A 20,568-nucleotide genomic window follows, 5' to 3' on the forward strand; every position below is an offset into this window, starting at 1 on the left:
GTTCACTGGGAACATGCGCCAGCAGTCGCTGAAGCATTTCCCAACGTGCTGCTGTCTCGATCCATCTACATCATCGACCGTAGCAGATTGACATGTGCTGGCGGCACCGCGCCACTGGACATGATGCACGCCCTGATCGCCGAAAGGCACGGGCCTGAACTGGCCCGCCATGTATCGGACTGGTTCATGCATACGGATATTCGCCCTGCACAGAGTGCCCAGCGCGCATCGCCCATCTCGCGGCACGGCATTCATGACTTGCGGCTGACAGCTGCTCTTGAGCTGATGGACAGCTACCCGGGTGAACCTCTGCGGCGCAGCGAGACCGCCCGGCGAGTTGGAATTTCCACCCGCCAACTCGACCGGCTGTTTGCCGAAAAGCTTGGCATGAGTTACGCCGACCACTATCGCAACATCAGGCTGGAACGGGCAAGAGACCTGCTTCGCCAATCTGCGGTTTCGATCACCGAGATTGCGCTCGGATGCGGTTTTTCGAGCGCCAGCCACTTCGGACGCACCTACCGCGCAGCCTTTGGCGTCACGCCAGCCTCGGAGCGCAAAGCTGGCGCAGCAAGAAGAAAAAATGCCCCGGACAAGCCGGGGCATTGAATTCAGACTGCCGGAGATTGCAGCGGCAATCAGCAGTCCAGCGTGTTGTCCCGCTCCCACTGGGTAAGATGGCGGCAATACTGGTTCCACTCATTGTGCTTGAGCTTGAGATAGCCCTGTGAGACCTCCTGACCGAGCATCTCCTGGAGATACTTGTCCTGCTCGAAGGCGCGTAGCGCATCCAGCAGGTTGAGAGGAAGTTTCTTGGCGTTCTTGACGGTATGCCCCTCTGCATACATGTCGATGTCGAGGCGCTTGCCAGGGTCGATCTGCTTTTCGACACCATGCATGCCTGCCACGAGGATCGAGGCGAGAAGCAGGTAGGGGTTCGCCGCACCATCTGGCAAACGATACTCGGCGCGTCCGCCGTCCGGAATACGCACCATGTGCGTGCGGTTGTTGCCGCCATAGGTGATGGAAGAGGGCGACCAAGTGGCGCCGGAAATGGTACGGGGCGCATTGATGCGCTTGTAGGAATTCACCGTCGGATTGGTGATGGCGCACATCGAGGCGGCGTGATTGATGAGACCGCCCAGGAAGTGATAGCCGAGCTTGGAAACACCGAGTTCGCCCTTCGGATCATCAAACAGGTTCTTTTTGCGGTCGTTCGTCCACACCGAAAGATGAACATGGCAGCCATTGCCCGTGAGGTTGATGAAGGGCTTCGGCATGAAGGTCGCGCGGAGTCCATGCTTCTCGGCAATGGCCTTGACCATGAACTTGAAGAAGGCAAGCTGATCGGCTGTCGTCAACGCATCGTTGAAGTTCCAGTTGATCTCGAACTGGCCATTGGCATCCTCATGGTCGTTCTGATAGGGGCCCCAGCCCAGCTTGGTCATGGTCGTGCAGATTTCGCCAATCACATCGAGGCGGCGCATGATGGCCGCCTGATCATAACAGGGCTTGTCGGCGGTATCACGATGGTCGGACACTGCCGAACCATCTGCGTTCGTCAGATGAAACTCTGGCTCAACACCCGCCATCAGTTTCATGTTCTTCTTGCCATAGTGCTCGGTGAGTTTCCGCAGCACGACACGCGGCGCCTGGGCAAGCGGCTCTCCGTTCATCCAGGGCTCACCGGCGACCCACGCGACGTCCGGCCGCCACGGCAACGGGATCACCGAGTTGGTGTCAGGCATCACGAGGATGTCCGGATGCGCGGGCGTCTGGTCAAGCCACGTGGCGAAGCCAGCGAAACCAGCGCCGGCCTTCTGCATCTTGCCGGCCGCCTCAGCCGGAACGAGCTTGGCACGCTGGACCCCAAACAGATCGGTGAAGTTGAACAAGAAGAATTTGATGCCGTTCTGTTTGGCATAAGAGGCGAGATCGCCCATGATACGTTTCACTCCCAAGTTTCTGTTGTCGAAATTCGACCCTCGATCGACAAAGGGCCGGCAGGTTCTCCGGCGGTGATATTAGTACCCTCCCCGGCCCGGAATCCAGCCTGTTCCTGCCAAGGGCACCTGCGCCATCGCCGCGGCCTCGACCGTGAGGGCACACAGATCCTCCGGCTCGAGATTATGCAGGTGGCTCTTGCCACAGGCCCTGGCAACTGTCTGGGCTTCGAGCGTCATGACCTTGAGGTAGTTTGACAGGCGCCGGCCAGCCTTTACCGGATCAAGGCGCTGAGCCAGCACCGGGTCTTGAGTGGTGATGCCTGCTGGGTCGCGGCCTTCATGCCAGTCATCATAAGCGCCAGCGGTTGTCCCGAGGGCCTTGTATTCCTCCTCGAGGTGGGGATCGTTGTCGCCGAGCGCCACCAGTGCAGCGGTGCCGATTGCCACCGCATCCGCCCCGAGGGCGAGCGCCTTGGCGACATCCGCCCCAGAACGGATGCCTCCGGAGATGATGAGTTGCACCTTGCGGTGCATACCCAGATCCTGGAGCGCCTTCACGGCGGGACGGATGCAGGCCAGCGTCGGCAGGCCAACATGCTCAATGAAGACTTCCTGGGTCGCAGCCGTGCCGCCCTGCATGCCATCCAGCACCACCACATCTGCACCTGCCTTGACGGCCAGCGCCACATCATAATAGGGCCGTGTGCCGCCAACCTTTACGTAGATCGGCTTTTCCCAGCAGGTGATCTCGCGAAGCTCCTGGATCTTGATTTCAAGATCATCAGGCCCCGTCCAGTCCGGGTGCCGACAGGCCGAGCGCTGATCGATGCCCTTGGGCAGGCAGCGCATTTGCGCCACGCGGTCTGAAATCTTCTGACCCAGCAGCATGCCGCCACCACCAGGCTTGGCGCCCTGCCCCACCACAACTTCGATGGCGTCAGCCTTGCGCAGATCATCCGGATTCATGCCGTAGCGTGATGGCAGATACTGATACACGAGATGCCGAGATTGGCCACGTTCCTCCGGCGTCATGCCACCATCACCCGTTGTCGTCGAGGTGCCGGCCATGGATGCACCACGACCGAGCGCTTCCTTGGCCTGGGCGGAGAGCGAGCCGAAACTCATTCCGGCGATGGTAATCGGGATCTTGAGTTCAAGGGGCTTCCTGGCGAAGCGCGTTCCCAGCACAATGTCGGTTCCGCATTTCTCCCGATAGCCCTCAAGCGGATATCGCGAGATCGATGCGCCGAGAAACAACAGATCGTCGAAATGAGGAAGCTTGCGTTTGGCGCCGGCGCCGCGAATGTCATAGATGCCCGTTGTTGCCGCACGGCGGATTTCGGCAAGCGTGTAATCATCGAACGTGGCGGACTTGCGCGGTGGCGTGCGTGGGATATTGGTGTCCATGGATCTCGCTCCTCAGTAGGCGTCGGCGTGATCGACATTGAAGTTGTAGAGCTTGCGGGCAGAGCCATAGCGCCGGAACTCCTGTGGGCGGTGTTTCATGCGCGCCCGTTCCAGCAGCCGGGCCAGATCCTCCAGATGCTCGGTGCGCATCTCCTTCTCGATGCAGTCGGCGCCCAGATTGTCAGCCCGTCCCCGCACATAAATCCGCGCCTCATAGATCGAGTCGCCGAGCGCCTCGCCAGCATTGCCGCAGACGACAAGATTGCCGCGCTGAGCCATGAAGGCAGACATGTGACCGACCGAACCGCCAACGACGATGTCCACACCCTTCATGGAAATGCCGCAGCGCGAGGACGCATCGCCTTCAATGACGAGCAGACCGCCATTCGCCGTGGCGCCCGCCGACTCCGAGGCATTACCTTTCACCCACACCACGCCCGACATCATGTTTTCTGCAACGCCAACACCGGCGTGGCCATGAATGGTAATCTCTGCCTCCTTGTTCATGCCGCCACAGTAGAACCCAGCATGACCCATGATGTCGACGCGCAGGGGTCCATCAAGTCCACAGGCAATGGCATGCTGACCCATGGGGTTGCGAATCGTCCAGTCACGTTCGTTGGAGTTTCTGGGAACCTTGTAAAGGGTCTGGTTGACGGCGGTGACGCCAGTGGCCGTGAGATCAAGCTCGTTCATGCGTTGCCACCCCATGAATAAATGGTCGCAGGCTCCGGCTCCCAGATGCGTGCACTGTCGGCGCCGGGCAGTCTCGCAATGGCCCTGTATTCCGTGGCCATCGCAACCCAATCGTCGGTTTCGGCAATCACCGCGTGCTTACACGCGATCGGATCACGCAGAACGGCAAACCCGTCTGCCGTTCCGACCAGAAAGGTGTAAAAGCCGTCAAGATCTTTGAGTCCATCCTGGAGAGCTTCTCGAAGCGTTGCTCCGCTGCGCAGCTTCCAGGTCATGTAGGCTGCAGCGACTTCCGAGTCGTTTTCAGTCTGGAACTCCATGCCTGCGCGGCGCAGATTCTCGCGAAGCCTGTTATGGTTGGAAAGCGAGCCGTTGTGCACGAGGCAAAGATCGCTGCCCGTGGCAAAAGGATGCGAGCCGGCCGTGGTCACCGCACTTTCGGTTGCCATACGCGTATGCCCGATGATGTGGCTGCCGGATGCGTCCGCAAGGCCAAACGTGCGATAGACGTCGGCTGGAAGGCCGGTTTCCTTGAAGATTTCAACCATGTGCCCCGACCCGACGATGCGCACCCCCGGCGCATTGGCCTTGAGCCATTTGACCACATCATCCTCGCGGGCGGTGGTCACCAGCAGGCAATGGTTGGCAATCTGGCTGATGCGGGCGTCGCAATCGAGGCTGTCCTCGAGGCTCGCGTCAATATGCTTCCAATTGTACTCCGGATCGTCGTGCGCGAGCGAAAACTTGATCTCCGTGGGCTTGACGGGATTGCGATAGATGGCCACCCCCGCCGAGTCCGGGCCACGCTGCGTCATTTCAATCAGCATGGGCGCAAACAGAGCCCCAAGCTTGGCGTGCAGAGCAGGATTCTTGAGATATAGGCCGGCGATGCCGCACATGTTGAACTCCCTTCATGGGGTCTAAGTGCTCAAAAATATAGCATAAGCCTCAGTTTATTCAACTGTCAGGAATATTTTTTTCACTTCAGGAATTGCAGACAGGCATGCGGTTACTGCAGGCCAACCGCGTCAACCACACCACCGGGGCAGCCCGGGCGAACTGACGGAGCAGCCTGGAGCATATCTTCGAGGCGTTCACCGCCTGGAATATCGCCTCGCAAGCCGATTGTGATTTCGCTGATGAGCCGCCGTCCGCCATCATGTCGACAGACCACGCGCACCCGGTCGCCCGCTCCGGGCCCGAACGCACGATCAAAGCTGTCCCGGATCTGGCGGGCACTCACCCAGTTGCCAATGCTGTCGTTCATCAGCTCGCGAACGGGGGAGGCATTGATAGATCGCAGCAGGCGAAGCGAATCCCGGAAGTAGATTTCGGCGTCTGGCACGGCATGGCAAGTACCGTGCTTGACGAACTCGTGCCGGTCCAGGAAGGACCTCCGCCCAGGCATTACCCTGTCAAGCTCCGCCGCAGTTTCGACCGATAGCGGAAGGACAGGAAGCTCACGCCAGCGCCCCTCAGCAGATGCCTGGCGCAGCTTGTCGGGAACATTGCAGTACCGCAGGCGCTGTGACTGTGGCCAGAGACCATGCAAAGCGAAGTTACCCGCATCGAAGCTTAGCTTCGTCTGCGAGCGGCATTCCGGCTTTCCGGCATTCATTTCGCAAAAGGCGGGCTGCCAGTTGAGGGCGAGAATGTAAAATGGCGGGGTCGCAGAAACCGCGCGCCCGTGAACCGCGACAACCACCATCATTCCGGCGGCAAGGAGCGAGAAGCTCCACTTCCGCCGCATGCTATTCCTCGCGGCGGTAGCTGATGACCGACAGATAGCGGATCGGCAACTGGCGCAACTCCTCGGGGCCGTGCGGCGCGTCCGCATCGAAAAACAAGGCATCGCCAGGATGCATGTCATAAGTTTTGCCACCATGACGGTAAACGACATTGCCCTCGAGAATATAGAGAAACTCCAGGCCAGCGTGCTGAAAGGTCGGAAACACGTCGGACTGATGGGTAAGCGTGATGAGATAGGGCTCAACCATGACTGGCCCGTGCGGGCTGTGACCGAGCAGTTGATATTGATGGCCCGCGCGGGTGCCGCGGCGCTCGATGGTAAGGCCCTGTCCTGCTTTGACAAAAGTGGCATCCCGAATTTCTTCATATGACTTGAAGAAGGCCGTAACGGGCACCTGCAGTGCCTGGCCCAGCGCCTGCAGCGAGGACAGGGAGGGCGATGTTGCTCCATTCTCGATCTTGGACAGCATGCCAGCCGACATGTCCGCCGCCTTGGCCAACTCGGCGATAGTCAGTCCAAGCTTCTCCCGAAAAATCTTGACCTCTCGGCCGATGGCCTGTTCCAGCAACTTGCCCTGCGCCCCGGCATGGCCATGCGGGTCCTGAAAGTCGAGAGGGGCCTCGCTTTTGTGCCGTCTTGGTTTAATGGTTCTGTCCAAGGCACTTTCCTCCCAGGAAAAATACTATCCTTTTGCACATCCAAGCTCAAGCAAGCTGATAATCCACGATAATCGGATTTTTCCTATTTTAGGCAGTTTTTACTTCCCATTTTTGGTTCATCGGATTAATCAGTAAAAAAATTCCGGAGCACGAAAGGATATTTCCTATGCCCGATACGATTGTTCAATCGTTTCTTTCAGAAATTGACCGATTTCTGCACTCTGCGGGCATGGACCCGTCTGCACTGGGCAAGCAGGCCGTCGGAGACCCCAATTTCGTCTTCGACCTTCGCAAAGGCCGGTCGCCGTCGACGCGGACGATCGAGAAGGTGAGAAGCTGGATTGCCCGGCAAACCCCTGTAGCCGCGCGCGAGACCAGTCCCGCGCTGACGCATCTCGAGAAACTTGAGGCGGAATCGATCCACATCATTCGCGAAGTTGCTGCCGAATGCGAGAAACCGGTGATGCTCTATTCGATCGGCAAGGATTCGGCCGTGATGCTGCACTTGGCCATCAAAGCATTCTTCCCATCGAAGCCACCCTTCCCGCTGTTGCATGTCGATACCGGCTGGAAGTTCCGCGACATGTACGCCATGCGCGAGGCCACGGCGCGAAAATATGGCTGGGAGCTGATCATTCACAAGAATCAGGATGGCGTTGCCAAGAACGTAAATCCTTTCGATCACGGATCGGCACTTCACACCCAGATCATGAAGACCGATGCGCTGAAGCAGGCGCTCGACGCACATGGTTTCGATGCTGCATTCGGCGGAGCGCGGCGTGACGAGGAAAAATCACGCGCCAAGGAACGGATCTTCTCCTTCCGTGACAGCCGTCACCGCTGGGACCCCAAGAATCAGCGGCCTGAGCTGTGGGATCTCTACAACGCGCGCAAGAACAGGGGGGAATCGATTCGCGTCTTCCCTCTGTCAAACTGGACGGAGCTCGATATCTGGCAGTACATCCACCGAGAAAACATCGACATCGTGCCGCTCTATTTCGCCGCCGAACGACCCGTCGTCTGGCGTGACGGCCAGATGATCATGGTCGATGACGAGCGCATGCGCCTCAACCCCGGTGAGACACCACAAATGCGCAAGGTGCGCTTCAGAACCCTCGGCTGTTACCCGCTGACCGGCGCCATCGAGTCAGACGCCACAAGCCTGCTTGATATCGTAGAGGAAATGCTCGTTGCGACGTCATCCGAGCGCCAGGGCCGCGTGATCGACAAGGATGCTGCAGCCTCCATGGAAAAGAAAAAGCAGGAAGGATATTTCTGATGTCACGTTTCATCGAATTCACTGGCGGTGACGTCGAGGCCTATCTCGCAGCTCAGGAGCAGAAGGACCTGCTGCGCTTCATTACCTGCGGCTCGGTTGATGACGGCAAGTCCACCCTGATTGGGCGGCTGCTCTATGAGGCAAAGATGCTGTTTGAAGACCAGCTCACCGCACTCGAGGCCGATTCGCGCAAGATGGGCACCCAGGGGGGTAATCTTGATTTCGCGCTTCTGGTCGACGGGCTGGCGGCAGAACGCGAGCAGGGGATCACCATCGACGTGGCCTATCGGGCCTTCACAACTGACAAGCGCAAGTTCATCGTGGCCGATACTCCAGGCCACGAACAATATACCCGCAACATGGCAACTGGCGCATCGACCGCCGATCTTGCCATCATTCTCATTGATGCACGCAAGGGCGTATTGACCCAGACGCGCCGTCATACTTTCATCTGCACGCTGCTTGGCATCCGGCATCTCGTGGTCGCGGTCAACAAAATGGACCTGATGAGCTTCAGCGAGGAGGTGTTCAATCGCATCGCAGCTGACTATCGGGATTTCGCCAAGTCTCTTGGTGCGGAGGGCGTGACGGTCATTCCCGTTTCCGCATTGCTCGGCGACAACATGATCGAGCGCTCCCTCAACATGCCATGGTATCATGGGCCGACGTTGATGGCGCACCTCGAGACTGTTCCGGTCGGCGACGACCTGGCGGACAAGCCGTTTCGGCTGCCGGTGCAGTGGGTGAACAGGCCCAACCAGAATTTCAGGGGATTCTCCGGTACCATCGTATCCGGAACGATAAGGCCCGGAGATGCAATCAAGGCCTTGCCGTCTGGCCGCAGTTCCATCGTCGACCGCATCGTCACCTATGATGGCGACCTTACGGCGGGATATGCAGGCCAGTCGCTTACTCTGACATTGAAAGACGAGATCGACATCAGCCGCGGCGACGTGATCTGCACCGTCAAGGACCCGCTGGAAGTGTCAGATCAGTTCCAGGTCGAAATTCTGTGGATGAGCGACGAGCCGATGCTGCCAGGACGACCCTACCTGATCAAGTCATCGACCAAGACGGTGCCCGGCACGCTTGAGGAGATCAAGCATAAGGTGAACGTCAATACCATGGAGCACGTCGCTGCGAAGACGCTTCAGCTCAACGAGATCGGCGTATGCAATCTGGAGCTCGACAGCGCCATTGCCTTCGCGCCATATGCCGACAACCGCAATCTCGGTTCATTCATCATCATTGACCGGTTCAGCAATAACACCGTAGGCATGGGGCTCATCCGCTTTGCCCTGCGCCGGGCGGCGAATATTCACTGGCAGGCGGTTGACGTCGACAAAGCTTCACGCGCGGCACTGGCGGGCCAGAAGCCAACGGTGCTGTGGTTCACCGGCCTCTCGGGTGCAGGAAAATCCACCATCGCAAATCTGGTGGAGAAGCAACTGCACGCCGCCGGACATATGACCTATCTGCTGGATGGCGACAATGTGCGCCATGGGCTGAACCGCGACCTCGGCTTCTCGGATGCAGATCGTGTCGAAAACATCCGACGGGTCGCTGAAGTGGCGAGACTGATGGCCGATGCCGGCCTTATCGTGCTGGTCTCATTCATCTCGCCATTCCGCTCAGAACGACTGATGGCGCGCGAATTGCTGGAGCAAGATGAGTTTGTCGAAATCTTCGTCGACACTAGGCTTGCAGAGGCTGAGCGCCGTGACGTCAAGGGGCTTTACGCCAAGGCCCGGCGCGGCGAGATCAAGCACTTCACCGGCATTTCATCGCCCTATGAGGCCCCAGAAAACCCGGAGCTGCGCATTGACACCACAAAACTGACTGCCGAAGGCGCAGCGGACACTGTGGTGAGCTATCTGAAGGAAAGGGGCAGGCTCACCAAGGCCTAAGTCGTTCAGGGCAGGAACGCGTCGTGGCGGGAACCTGAGCTGCTGGGCAGATCGGCATCAACGGCTTTGATGCTTGTCTGGCATAACCGCTGGCCAGATGACTCTGCCATGATGCACAGGCCAACGATTCCCCGGTTCGATCTGCCCGTCAACTTACAGAATGTTAGATTTGCTATCCCAGCAGGCTGCTTGTTCAACCATTGATTGGAGATGAAGGCTGGCGCTGCGAGAGATGAATGTCGAGCAGGTCGAGCCGATCATTGCCGAAGTATAGTTTTTGGCCGGTATCGACAGTGGGAACGCCAAAGACGCCGCGCTCGATCGCCTCCTGAGTATTGGCTTGCAGCCGGGCCTTGAGTTGTTCGCTGACAGCCGCCGCCCTCACGGTGTCCGGCTTCAGACCGGCTTCGGCCCCCCATTGGGCAAGCTGGTCAAGATCGGTGATGTCAGCTTCCTCTGCCCAATAGCCCTTTAGCACGCGGCATACAAAACTCTCTGCCCTGCCTTCGTCAGCCGCAAGCAGACATGCGCGCAGTGCACGCGCGTTGCGCAGAGGATAGGCCGGATGCTGGCGAAGCGGCATGCCCTGAAGCTCAGCCCAATCCTGAATGTCCTGCCGGAACCAGGCAACACGCTGCGGCGAGGTCTCAAGCGGTCTCAATCCACCGATTGCCTCGAGCAGGCGTGGCAGATGCAAGGGTCGCCAGTTGAGTTCGAGCCCATGTTTGCGGGCGATACCGCCCACGCGTCCGGCAGCCAGATAGGCCCAGGGCGAATGAACGTCAAACCAAAAGGAGAGACCGCTCATGGTAGCTGTTCCATGCGGTTGTCGCGGGCCCACTCACGAAGCTCCACCTTGCGGATCTTTCCCGATGGCGTCAGCGGAAAGCGATCGACCTTATAGATGACGGCTGGAACCTTGAACCGTGCAATCCGCTCGGCGCACAGTGATCTGAGTTCAGACGCCGTTGCTGTAGAGGACAGTTTTACAGCTGCAGCAACGACTTCACCATAATAGCGATCCGGCACACCAAACACCGCAACTTCCGCAACGGCCGGGTGCTGCTGCAGAAGGATTTCGACTTCCGCAGGGTAGATGTTTTCACCACCACGAATGATCATGTCACGCAGCCTGCCCCCGGAGACAACAAGCCTGCCATCCGGCCTGATGTAGCCGAGATCACCCGTGCGCAACCAGTCACCGGAGATGATCGTTTCGGCAGTGGCCTCGGGGTTCTTGTAGTATTCTTCCATCACCATGGAACCTCTTGCCTGAATCTCGCCCGTCTCGCCAAATCCAAGCGGTACGAGTGTCTGGGGATCGGCAATTCGGATCTCATAGCCAGGAAGCGGCAGGCCGGCCGTCTCCCAGCGCAACGGGTCGTCTGCTGCCGGGCAGACGAAAAGCGTCGCACCTTCCGTCTGACCATAGACCTGTGACAGCCCCGTCATCGGAAATTCCTCAGCACAGCGGCGCAGGACATCAGGATTGCAATCAGCGCCACCACAACTGCCAGCGCGCAAGGATGACAAATCGTACTGCTGACGCGCTGGATGATCGAGCATGGCCAGGTAAGAGGTGGGTACGCCTGAGAGAAAAGTACAGCGCTCACTTTCAATCACCCGGAACATGTTTTCAGGGTCGAAGGCAGGCACACCTACATAGGCTGCGCCGTGGCTGAGGCAACCGAGAAGGTTCAATATACAGCCTGCGCAGTGAAAGAGAGGAATGATGGAAGTCCAGCGATCACCGCTCCGAAGGCCAAGGCGCGCAGCACTGTTGGCGCCAACCATCATCATGGCGCGATGCGACAGGAGCGCTCCCTTTGGAAAACCGGTGGTGCCCGACGTGTAAAGAAGCGCAGCAGCGCCTTCAGCCACGGGCATCGCCGGAACAAAACCATGCTTTTCTGAAATCAGCGCCGGGTAGTCTCGCTCCAGTGTAAAAACATGTGACAGGCTGGGCAGTTCATCACGAAGCGAGTTGACGTGGGCGAGATAGGGATTGGAGCGGAACTCCGTGGAACAGAACAGTACCTCTGCATCAGACTGCTTCAGGGTATAGGCGAGATCATTGCGGCGGTAATGGGTGTTGAGCGGTACGAGCACGGCGCCGAGCGCGGCGCAGGCCATCTGCACGACCGGCCATTCTATTCGATTTTCAGCGAGCAAAGCCACATGTGTGCCACGTTTGAGGCCACGCACCGCAAGCGCCCCCGCCAGTGCAAGGGCCTCTTCATGAACCTGTGAGAAACTGAGGCGCGCCTGCTGGTGCGGAAAGACCAGCGCCTCGGCGCCGGGCCACGTCCTTGCGGCATGTACCAGTGCTGGCCATGGGTGGAGATGGTTCACTGGGCGCACCAGCCTCCATCAGCAAGAAGAATGGCGCCGGTGACGAAGCTTGCCGCATCTGAGGCGAGGAACAGCGCCGGGCCGACCATTTCGTGCATCTCCGCCATGCGGCGCAGCGGCGTCCGGGCGATAATGCCTGCCTCCGCCTCAGCGAGATAGGCCTGTCCTTCGTCGGTCATTGAGTGCTTCGTGTACCCTGGGTTGAATGCGTTGACGCGAATGCCGTGTGGTCCCCACTCAGCAGCGAGGCCGCGCACCAGCATGTCAATTCCTCCCTTGGCAGCGCAATAGGGCGTTATATCCTGGAAAGCAGCGACTGACGCATTCGAGGAATTCATGACGATGACGCCGCCGCGGCCCTGGCGCAGATACTGTCGCGCCGCGGCCTGCGCGCAGAGGAAATAGCCGCGAAGATTTCCACTGATCACCGTGTCGAAGTCAGCCGCAGAAAAATCGAGTGCGGCCTTCTTCGCGTTGATGCCGGCATTACAGACCAAGATATCGAGCCGGCCATAGCGGCGCACGGCAGCCGCTACCACGGCCTCTGCGCCTTCCGGTGTTGAAACATCAGCGAGCACGGGCAGCGTCTCATGGCCCCTGCCCCGCAGTTCAGCGGCGGTGGCCTCGGCGCCTTCATAGCTACGCGCACAGCCCACCACGATCGCTCCTGCAGCTGCAAAGCCAAGGGCCAACTCCCGGCCGATGCCACGGCTGGTGCCGGTGATAACTGCCACACGGCCGGAGAGATCAAACAGCGTCATGCTGCTCATCTAGCGGCAGTCGAGGCTGCTGAGAAGGCCTGGCACAAAGCAGTCGAACCCGCCTGTTTCGACAAGGCCCGCAAGGGACTCAATGTCATCCGAGAAGGTTCGGTCCTCGTCCCGGCGAGCTGCGATGGTGCGGATCAGCGCGTGCGCCTGTTCGAGCGGTCGGGATGACGTGAGTGGACGGCGGAACTCGATGCCTTCGGCAGCGGCCATCAGCTCGATCGCGATGATACGGGCCAGATTGGCATTCATGGGGCCGAGGCGCCGTGCACCATGCGTAGCCATGGAAACGTGATCCTCCTGGTTGGCGGAGGTGGGCGCCGAATCAACAGAGGCAGGATGTGAGAGTTGCTTGTTCTCGCTCATCAGGGCTGCCGCCGTACATTGTGGAATCATGAAGCCGGAGTTGAGGCCAGGATTACGAATGAGGAAGGAAGGCAGAAGCGAGATGGAAGAGTCGATCAGGGCTGCCACGCGTCTTTCTGCAAGCGAGCCCATTTCGGCCACTGCCATGGCAATCATGTCAGCCATGAAGGCGACGGGCTCGGCATGGAAGTTGCCGCCTGACAGCACAGCGTCATCATCCGCGAAAACCAGTGGATTGTCCGAAACAGCATTGGCCTCGATGGTCAGAGTCCGTGCCGCACTGGCCAGAAGGTCGAGGCAAGCGCCCATTACCTGCGGCTGGCAACGAAAGGAGTAGGGATCTTGCACGCGATCATCGTCCTTTAGATGTGAGGCCCGGATGGCGCTGCCCTCGAGCAGGTGGCGGTAGTGCGTGGCAGCGAGTAGCTGTCCGGGATGCGGACGGAGTGCATGGATACGTGGATCGAATGGCGTATCGGAGCCCATCACCGCATCAACCGACATCGCACCGGCCAATATGGCGGCGGCAGCATTGCGCTGGGCTGCCACGAGACCGGCGAATGCCAGCGCAGTCGATACCTGGGTGCCGTTGAGCAGCGCCAGCCCTTCCTTCGGCCCAAGCGCCACGGGTTGAATTCCAGCGGCTTGCAGTGCGGCTTTGCCACTCATCCGCACGCCCTTTATCTTGGCCTCGCCTTCACCAATCAATACGAGGCTCATGTGAGCGAGCGGCGCCAGATCGCCGGAGGCGCCCACGGACCCCTGCCCCGGGATGACCGGAAGCACGTCAGCGTTCAGCAGATGGATCAGGGCCGCCATGACCGAGCTTGAAATGCCGGAGGCCCCTTTTGACAGAGCTGCGATCTTCAGCAGCAGAATGAGCCGGGTCACACCCGCAGACAATGGCTCACCCGCTCCTGCGGCATGCGATCTCACGATGTTGACCTGCAGCCGTCCCAGATCATTTGCGGCGATGCGGGTCTTTGCCAGCTTGCCAAAACCGGTGTTCACGCCATAGATCGTTTCACCCGTGTTGAGCAGGCGACGAACGGTTTCGGCCGAGCGCCGGATGCGGTCTTCGGCAGTGCTACTCAGGCGGACTGAAACGGGGCCAGCCAGTGCGGCGCCGATCTCAGCAAGGCCAAGTGGCTGATCTCCTATGACAATCATGGTGCAAGCCTTTCCACGACAGCCCTGAACCTGTGGGCAATTTCATCTTCAAGCAGGTGCCGGCGATCTTTAAGCAGATGCCGTCCAGCAACGATCATGTCCTTCACGAGCTGAGTGCCGCCGGAGAAGATCCAGCTGTCAATGGCCTGATCCTGCGAACGTCCAACAAGCAGGGGATGGTCTTCGTCGAGCACGGCGATGTCACAACGGCGACCTTGTGCAATGGCGCCAATGGGCTGGTTCAACGACCGCGCCCCACCCTCCAGCGCCAGTCCATAGAGATTGCGGCCCGTCGACCGGCTGGGGCCACCGGCCAGCGCATTGCGCGTAAAATCCCGTAAGCGCTGGGAATATTCGAGCATGCGCAAATCCTCCGCAGGCGACACGCTGATGTGGCTGTCGGAACCGATGGCAAAGCGGCCACCAGCGCTGAGGTAGGCGGTGGCGGGAAAAACACCATCCCCCAGATTGGCCTCGGTCGTCGGGCAAAGCCCTGAAATAGCGCCAGATCTTGCAAGAACCTCGGTTTCGGCGGGGGTCATGTGGGTGGCATGAATGACCGTCCAGCGATCGGACAGCGCAAATTCCCGGAGCAGGAATTCAACCGGGCGAAGGCCGGAAAATGCAATCGAATCAGAAACTTCCTTGAGCTGCTCGGCAACATGGATGTGCACGGGCGCAGTAGCGGGAATGGCAGAGAGAACCTCGCGCAGCAAGGCGGGCGTAACCGCGCGCAGCGAATGCGGGGCAATACCAAGCTGTTGAAGCGGCTGGCTTTTTACTTGTATAGACAAGCTATCGACAATACCCAGGAACTGATCAGCATCGGTGATGAAGCGGCGCTGGGTTGCAAGCGGCGCCTGCCCGCCGAAGCCGGAATAGGCGTAAAGTGTTGGAAGTATTGTGATTCCTAGCCCGACAGTGGAGGCGGCCGCAAGGCAGCGGAGGCTCATTTCGGCGGGGTTGGCATAGGCTGTGCCGTCAGGCTGGTGATGCAGATATTGGAACTCGCCAACCGCAGAAAAACCAGCCTGGAGCATCTCGAGATACAGCTGTGCAGCCACGGCCTCCAAGTCATCTGGTTGAAGTTGCGAGGAAAAACCATACATCAGTTCACGCCAGGTCCAGAAGCTGTCAGCCCCCGGACCGGAGCGCTCGGCCAAGCCGACCATTAGCCGCTGATGCGCATGGGAATGGACGTTGGGCATGGCGGGAACCGCGATGCCGCGGATGCGTTTTGCGTTGCTGCCGTAGCCATTTTGTAGCTCCTGGATGTTGCCATCCGGGCCGACATGCACCGTAACGTCCCTGCGCCATCCATTGGCCGTGAGAATGTCGGAAAAGTGAAAATTGCCGCTTTGCATGCCAGGGACTATACTGTATATACAACCTTATACAAGAGTGTTCCGGAATGCTGCTGACCCACCTCGACGCCGCCACCATGCGTGGCGGCTATGGCCTGATCAAGGATGCGGCGATCCTGCTTGAGGATGAGCGCATTGCCTGGGTCGGGCCACGGGTCGAGGCGCCCGGAGGCGGGCGAACGGTTGCCTGCGGCGGGCGACTGGTGAGCCCGGGCCTCATCGACTGTCACACCCATCTCGTCTACGGCGGGAGCCGGGCGCATGAGTTCGAACAGCGGCTGACCGGCGTGTCCTATGCGGAAATCGCCAAGGCTGGCGGCGGTATCGCCTCCACGGTGCGGGCCACGCGCAGCCAATCCGAGGCGGAACTTCGCGCAGCGGCGCTGAAGCGGCTGGACTGCCTGCTGGCGGAAGGCGCGACGACCGTGGAGATCAAGTCCGGCTATGGCCTCGACCGCGAAACCGAAGTGAAGATGCTTTCGGTGGCGCGGGGGCTTTCCCGGGTCCGGCCCGTGGATGTAGTTACGAGCTACCTCGGCGCCCACGCCCTGCCGCCGGAGTTCAGGGACGACCGCGCCGCCTATGTCGATCTCGTCTGCAACGAGGTGATCCCGCTGGTGGCGCGGGAGAAGCTCGCGGATGCGGTGGACGCCTTCTGCGAGGGTATCGCCTTTTCCGTTGAAGAGACGCGCCGGGTCTTCGAGGCCGCAAGAGCCTGTGGCCTGCCCGTAAAGCTGCACGCCGAGCAACTCTCAAACCTCGGTGGCGCAAAGCTGGCAGCGAGTTTCGGCGCACTCTCCGTGGACCATATCGAATATCTCGACCAGAGCGGCGTTGACGCGATCGCGGGATCAGGCACTGCGGCCGTGCTGCTGCCAGGCGCCTTCTATTATCTGCGCGAGACACAGCTGCCGCCGGTGACGGCACTGCGCAAGGCCGGAGTACCCGTTGCCATCGCCACCGATCTCAACCCCGGGTCCTCGCCTGTGCATTCGCTGCTCGCCACGATGAACATGGCCTGCGTGCTGTTTGCGCTGACGCCAGAGGAGGCCTTGTTGGGCCTCACCGCCAATGCCGCAAGAGCGCTTGGCCTCAAGGACCGCGGCGTCATCGCCCCTGGCATGAAGGCGGATCTTGCGCTGTGGGACATCGAGCGGCCGGGCGAGCTTGCCTATCCGCTGGGCCTCAATCCCCTGAAGGCCGTGATCCGCAACGGCAAACTGGTGCGGGGAGACCTGTCATGAGCGAAGCACTGCCGCTCTATGCCCAGGTGAAGGATCACATCCTCGGCAACATACGCTCCGGCGCCTGGGCTCCTGGGCGGCGCGTTCCATCCGAAAACGAACTGGTGGAAAGTTTCCGAATCAGCCGCATGACGGCCAATCGCGCGCTGCGCGAACTGACGGCAGAAGGCTTCCTTGCCCGCGTACCGGGTGTTGGCACCTTCGTGCGCGAGGCACCCGCCCTGTCCAGCCTTGTGGAGCTCCGTGACATTGCCGGAGAAATCGCCCAGCGCGGCCATCGCTATTCGGCTCGCCTCATCGCCAAGGCCAGCACGGACTGCAACCCGGCGCTCGCGGAAGAGTTCGAGGACCGCACGCTGACGAGACTCCATCACCTTGTAATGGTGCATGAGGAGAATGGCGTGCCGGTGCAGCTTGAGGACCGCTACGTCAACCCGCTCGTGGTACCGGATTTTCTCGAGCGCGACTTCACCACGACCACGCCAACCGCCGTGCTGCTGGCAGCAACGCCGGTGAATGAACTCGAGCACACGGTGGAGGCCTGCCTGCCAACAGCCGAGCAGCAACGGCTGCTGGGCATCACGCCGCTGGAACCCTGCCTGGCGCTGCACCGCCGCTCCTGGAGCCAGGGCCGCGTGGCGACGGTCGTCACCCTCACCTACCCCGCCAGCCGCTATGCGCTTTACAGCCGCCACCGGACCACGGCGCGCGGCGCGCTGTCGCAATAGGCGGTGACCATGACGCGTGCATGCTTATCGATACCGGCGAAGAGACGTTCCAGCGCGATGAACGCCAGCACATCACCATGCCCGGACTTGATCCGGGAATCCTCTTCATCGCCGCACGGGAAGAAGACCCCCGGGTCGAGCCCGGGGGTGATGAGATGCGGGCCAGCGCGGCGCGCCGTTGCACACACCAACACCATCTAGCTTGAGGAGCCACGTCCATGACCACCCGCCGCGACAACAGCCGCGTCATCAAGGCCCCCACTGGCACCACGCTCTCCGCCAAGTCGTGGCTCACCGAAGCGCCGCTGCGCATGCTGATGAACAATCTCGACCCCGGCGTTGCCGAACGGCCGGAAGAACTCGTGGTCTATGGCGGCATCGGCCGGGCGGCGCGCAATTGGGAGGCCTTCGACAAGATCGTCGCCGGCCTGCGCGGGCTTGAGGCGGACGAGACGCTGCTCGTGCAGTCCGGCAAGCCGGTTGGCATTTTCCGCACCCACAAGGATGCGCCGCGCGTGCTGATCGCCAATTCCAACCTGGTCCCGCATTGGGGCACATGGGACCATTTCAACGAACTCGACAAGAAGGGACTCATGATGTACGGCCAGATGACGGCCGGCTCCTGGATCTATATCGGCACGCAAGGCATCGTGCAGGGCACTTACGAAACCTTCGCCGAGGTGGGCCGCAAGCATTATGGCGGCAATCTCAAGGGCAAGTGGTTTCTGACGGCAGGACTGGGCGGCATGGGTGGCGCGCAGCCACTGGCCGCCACCATGGCAGGCGCCTCAATGATCGCCATCGAGTGCCAGCCATCGCGCATCGAGGCGCGGTTGCGGACCCGCTATCTCGATACCACGGCCAGAACCATCGAAGACGCACTCGAAATCGTCAGCCGTGCGCACAGCGAGGGCAAGGCCGTGAGCGTCGGGCTGCTGGGCAACGCCGCCGAAATGGTGCCGGACTTCGTGCGCCGCGGCATCCGCCCCGATGCGGTGACCGACCAGACTTCGGCGCATGACCCGGTGAACGGCTATCTGCCCGCCGGCTGGACGCTTGCCGAATGGGAGGACAAGCGCGTCTCCGATCCGCAGGCCGTCAAGGCTGCCGCCATGGCCTCGATGAAGGCGCATGTGCAAGCCATGCTCGACTACTGGAAGATGGGTGTGCCAGTGCTCGACTATGGCAACAACATCCGCCAGATGGCGCTCGACATGGGGCTGAAGGATGCATTTGCCTTCCCGGGCTTCGTGCCAGCCTATATCCGGCCGCTGTTCTGCCGCGGCGTGGGGCCATTCCGATGGGCAGCACTGTCTGGCAACCCAGAGGACATCTACAAGACCGACCAGCGCGTGAAGGAGTTGATCCCGGACGACCCGCACCTTCACAACTGGCTCGACATGGCGCGCGCGCGCATCTCGTTCCAGGGCCTGCCCGCCCGCATCTGCTGGGTAGGACTCGGACAGCGCCACCGGCTGGGGCTGGCCTTCAACGAAATGGTGCGCAATGGCGAACTCGATGCACCCGTCGTGATCGGGCGCGATCATCTCGATTCAGGCTCGGTCGCCTCGCCCAACCGCGAAACGGAAGGGATGATCGATGGCTCCGACGCGGTCTCCGACTGGCCGTTGCTCAACGCGCTGCTCAACACCGCGAGCGGCGCCACCTGGGTGTCACTGCATCATGGCGGCGGCGTGGGCATCGGCTATTCCCAGCATGCAGGCATGGTGATCGTAGCAGATGGAACCGATGACGCGGCACGCCGGCTCGAGCGCGTATTGTGGAACGATCCCGGCTCCGGCGTGATGCGCCATGCCGACGCGGGCTACGAGGACGCGGTGGCCTGCGCAAAACAGCAGGGACTGAAGCTGCCCGGAATCACTATGTGAGGATATCGCAGCGGCTGCGTCAACCCGGCACGATCCGCAGAATGCTGCCATTGGGCGCCTCTTCATCGGTCAGCAGATAAAGGAAACCATCCGGACCCTGACGCACATCGCGAATGCGAGCAAAGCCATCGAACAGGCGTTCCTCGCCGGTGACCTTGTTGTCTGTCAGAACGACCCTTGACAGATGTTCCTGCACCAGTGCGCCGATGAACAGGTTGCCTTGCCAACCCGGATAACGACCTCCGGTGTAGAACACCATGCCAGAGGGCGCGATCGACGGATCCCAATAATGAACGGGCTGTTCCATGCCATCCATTGCCTTGCCCTCGCCGATGCGTGCGCCTGAATATTCGACGCCATAGGAGATGACCGGCCAGCCATAATTGCCTCCCGCCTCCGGGCGGTTCAATTCGTCGCCGCCCTTGGCGCCGTGTTCGACCGTCCACAGCTCTCCGGTCTCCGGATGGAGCGCCGCACCCTGAATATTGCGATGGCCGATCGACCAGATTTCAGGCAGCCAGCCTTCGGGTCTTGGATTGTCGGACGGCGCGTCACCGTCCGGAGTGATGCGGATGATCTTGCCGATATGTGTGCCTGGATCCTGCACAGCCTTCCTGTAACCGCGGTCGCCAGTGGTGAGAAAGACAGCGCCTGAGCGATCAAAAACCAGCCTTGCGCCAAAATGCTGGACGGTGTCGACAGCAGGCTGCTGACGGAAAATGACACGCACATCATCAAGCCGGGCCAGATCATCAGCCAGGCGGCCGCGCATCACACTGGCGCCGAAGCTATCGCCGCGCCGTTCGACGAAGGACAGGAACATCAGGCGGTTGTCAGCAAAATCGGGATGCAGGGCAATGTCGAGCAGGCCGCCCTGACCCTCGGCTGCAATGGGTGGCAGACCCACGAGCGGCGCGGAAACCTCACCGCCGGGCGAGACCACGCGCAGATCGCCCCGGCGCTCGGTGACCAGCATCGCCCCACCCGGCAGGAAGGCGAGCGACCAAGGACGGTCAAATCCCTGAGCCACGGTTTCAAGCCGCA

Annotated in this window: 19 protein-coding genes; 7 read left to right on the forward strand and 12 right to left on the reverse strand. The window is 60.6% G+C overall.

The annotated features are described in order from the left end of the window. Positions 1-609 (forward strand): GlxA family transcriptional regulator (locus ACILRN_RS06570; protein WP_395686680.1); only part of this gene is annotated, 609 nt, incomplete at its 5' end. Between the two features lie 29 nt (positions 610-638). On the opposite strand, the gene glnT is transcribed toward ACILRN_RS06570, so the two are convergent. The 6 genes from glnT to ACILRN_RS06600 form a co-directional block, all read right to left on the reverse strand. After that, on the reverse strand, positions 639-1,943 hold the full coding sequence (gene glnT, locus ACILRN_RS06575; protein WP_395686709.1) for a type III glutamate--ammonia ligase: 1,305 nt from the start codon (positions 1,941-1,943) through the stop codon (positions 639-641). An 81-nt stretch (positions 1,944-2,024) separates the two neighbouring features. After that, positions 2,025-3,353 carry an FMN-binding glutamate synthase family protein gene (locus ACILRN_RS06580; protein WP_395686682.1) on the reverse strand — a complete coding sequence of 443 codons (1,329 nt, stop codon included), beginning with the start codon at positions 3,351-3,353 and terminating at the stop codon, positions 2,025-2,027. 12 nt (positions 3,354-3,365) lie between these two features. After that, a complete protein-coding gene (locus tag ACILRN_RS06585) occupies positions 3,366-4,049 on the reverse strand; it encodes a protein GlxC (RefSeq protein WP_395686684.1) in 684 nt (227 codons plus the stop codon). Continuing rightward, the gene (locus ACILRN_RS06590; RefSeq protein ID WP_395686686.1) at positions 4,046-4,948 is read right to left on the reverse strand and encodes a glutamine amidotransferase family protein; all 903 of its coding nucleotides are present in this window, start codon (positions 4,946-4,948) and stop codon (positions 4,046-4,048) included. Before ACILRN_RS06590 ends, ACILRN_RS06585 begins: the two co-directional genes overlap by 4 nt. Positions 4,949-5,058: 110 nt before the next feature. After that, a complete protein-coding gene (locus ACILRN_RS06595) occupies positions 5,059-5,799 on the reverse strand; it encodes a ribonuclease (RefSeq protein ID WP_395686688.1) in 741 nt (246 codons plus the stop codon). Between the two features lies 1 nt (position 5,800). Then, on the reverse strand, positions 5,801-6,457 hold the full coding sequence (locus tag ACILRN_RS06600) for a helix-turn-helix domain-containing protein (RefSeq protein WP_395686690.1): 657 nt from the start codon (positions 6,455-6,457) through the stop codon (positions 5,801-5,803). Positions 6,458-6,843: 386 nt separating this feature from the next. Between ACILRN_RS06600 and cysD the strand changes: the two genes are divergently transcribed. Both cysD and cysN read left to right on the forward strand, forming a co-directional pair. Continuing rightward, entirely contained in the window at positions 6,844-7,737 is an 894-nt protein-coding gene (gene cysD, locus ACILRN_RS06605; RefSeq protein WP_395686710.1) for a sulfate adenylyltransferase subunit CysD, read from the forward strand. Beyond that, on the forward strand, positions 7,737-9,644 hold the full coding sequence (gene cysN, locus ACILRN_RS06610; RefSeq protein ID WP_395686691.1) for a sulfate adenylyltransferase subunit CysN: 1,908 nt from the start codon (positions 7,737-7,739) through the stop codon (positions 9,642-9,644). Before cysD ends, cysN begins: the two co-directional genes overlap by 1 nt. Positions 9,645-9,837: 193 nt before the next feature. On the opposite strand, the gene ACILRN_RS06615 is transcribed toward cysN, so the two are convergent. The 5 genes from ACILRN_RS06615 to ACILRN_RS06635 are packed head-to-tail and all read right to left on the reverse strand — an operon-like array spanning position 9,838 to position 15,663. After that, positions 9,838-10,452 (reverse strand): 2-hydroxychromene-2-carboxylate isomerase, encoded by a 615-nt coding sequence (locus ACILRN_RS06615; protein ID WP_395686693.1) that lies wholly within the window; start codon positions 10,450-10,452, stop codon positions 9,838-9,840. Continuing rightward, entirely contained in the window at positions 10,449-11,996 is a 1,548-nt protein-coding gene (locus ACILRN_RS06620) for an AMP-binding protein (protein ID WP_395686695.1), read from the reverse strand. The genes ACILRN_RS06615 and ACILRN_RS06620 overlap by 4 nt, the downstream gene beginning before the upstream one ends. Then, on the reverse strand, positions 11,993-12,757 hold the full coding sequence (locus ACILRN_RS06625) for an SDR family NAD(P)-dependent oxidoreductase (RefSeq protein ID WP_395686696.1): 765 nt from the start codon (positions 12,755-12,757) through the stop codon (positions 11,993-11,995). The genes ACILRN_RS06620 and ACILRN_RS06625 overlap by 4 nt, the downstream gene beginning before the upstream one ends. A 9-nt stretch (positions 12,758-12,766) precedes the next feature. Next, complete coding sequence (hutH, locus tag ACILRN_RS06630) at positions 12,767-14,299, reverse strand: histidine ammonia-lyase (protein WP_395686697.1); 1,533 nt, start codon at positions 14,297-14,299, stop codon at positions 12,767-12,769. Further along, entirely contained in the window at positions 14,296-15,663 is a 1,368-nt protein-coding gene (locus tag ACILRN_RS06635) for a formimidoylglutamate deiminase (RefSeq protein WP_395686699.1), read from the reverse strand. The genes hutH and ACILRN_RS06635 overlap by 4 nt, the downstream gene beginning before the upstream one ends. A 47-nt stretch (positions 15,664-15,710) precedes the next feature. Here ACILRN_RS06635 and hutI point away from each other — a divergent pair, with 47 nt between their 5' ends. From hutI to hutU, 4 genes are read left to right on the forward strand one after another with little or no spacing between them, the layout of a single operon-like run. Further along, positions 15,711-16,907 carry an imidazolonepropionase gene (hutI, locus tag ACILRN_RS06640; RefSeq protein WP_395686701.1) on the forward strand — a complete coding sequence of 399 codons (1,197 nt, stop codon included), beginning with the start codon at positions 15,711-15,713 and terminating at the stop codon, positions 16,905-16,907. Next, positions 16,904-17,635, forward strand: coding sequence for a histidine utilization repressor (gene hutC / locus ACILRN_RS06645; RefSeq protein ID WP_395686703.1), 732 nt, complete (start codon positions 16,904-16,906; stop codon positions 17,633-17,635). The genes hutI and hutC overlap by 4 nt, the downstream gene beginning before the upstream one ends. 20 nt (positions 17,636-17,655) lie before the next feature. Continuing rightward, the gene (locus ACILRN_RS06650) at positions 17,656-17,841 is read left to right on the forward strand and encodes a hypothetical protein (RefSeq protein ID WP_395686704.1); all 186 of its coding nucleotides are present in this window, start codon (positions 17,656-17,658) and stop codon (positions 17,839-17,841) included. Positions 17,842-17,853: 12 nt separating this feature from the next. After that, positions 17,854-19,524: a urocanate hydratase gene (gene hutU / locus ACILRN_RS06655; protein WP_395686706.1), complete on the forward strand. Its 1,671-nt coding sequence runs from the start codon at positions 17,854-17,856 to the stop codon at positions 19,522-19,524. A 19-nt stretch (positions 19,525-19,543) separates the two neighbouring features. Here hutU and ACILRN_RS06660 read toward each other — a convergent pair. Further along, positions 19,544-20,568: PQQ-dependent sugar dehydrogenase (locus tag ACILRN_RS06660; RefSeq protein ID WP_395686707.1), on the reverse strand; the 1,025-nt coding region annotated here is incomplete at its 5' end.

This window comes from Aestuariivirga sp. (genome assembly GCF_044238155.1).
Taxonomy (GTDB): domain Bacteria; phylum Pseudomonadota; class Alphaproteobacteria; order Rhizobiales; family Aestuariivirgaceae; genus Aestuariivirga.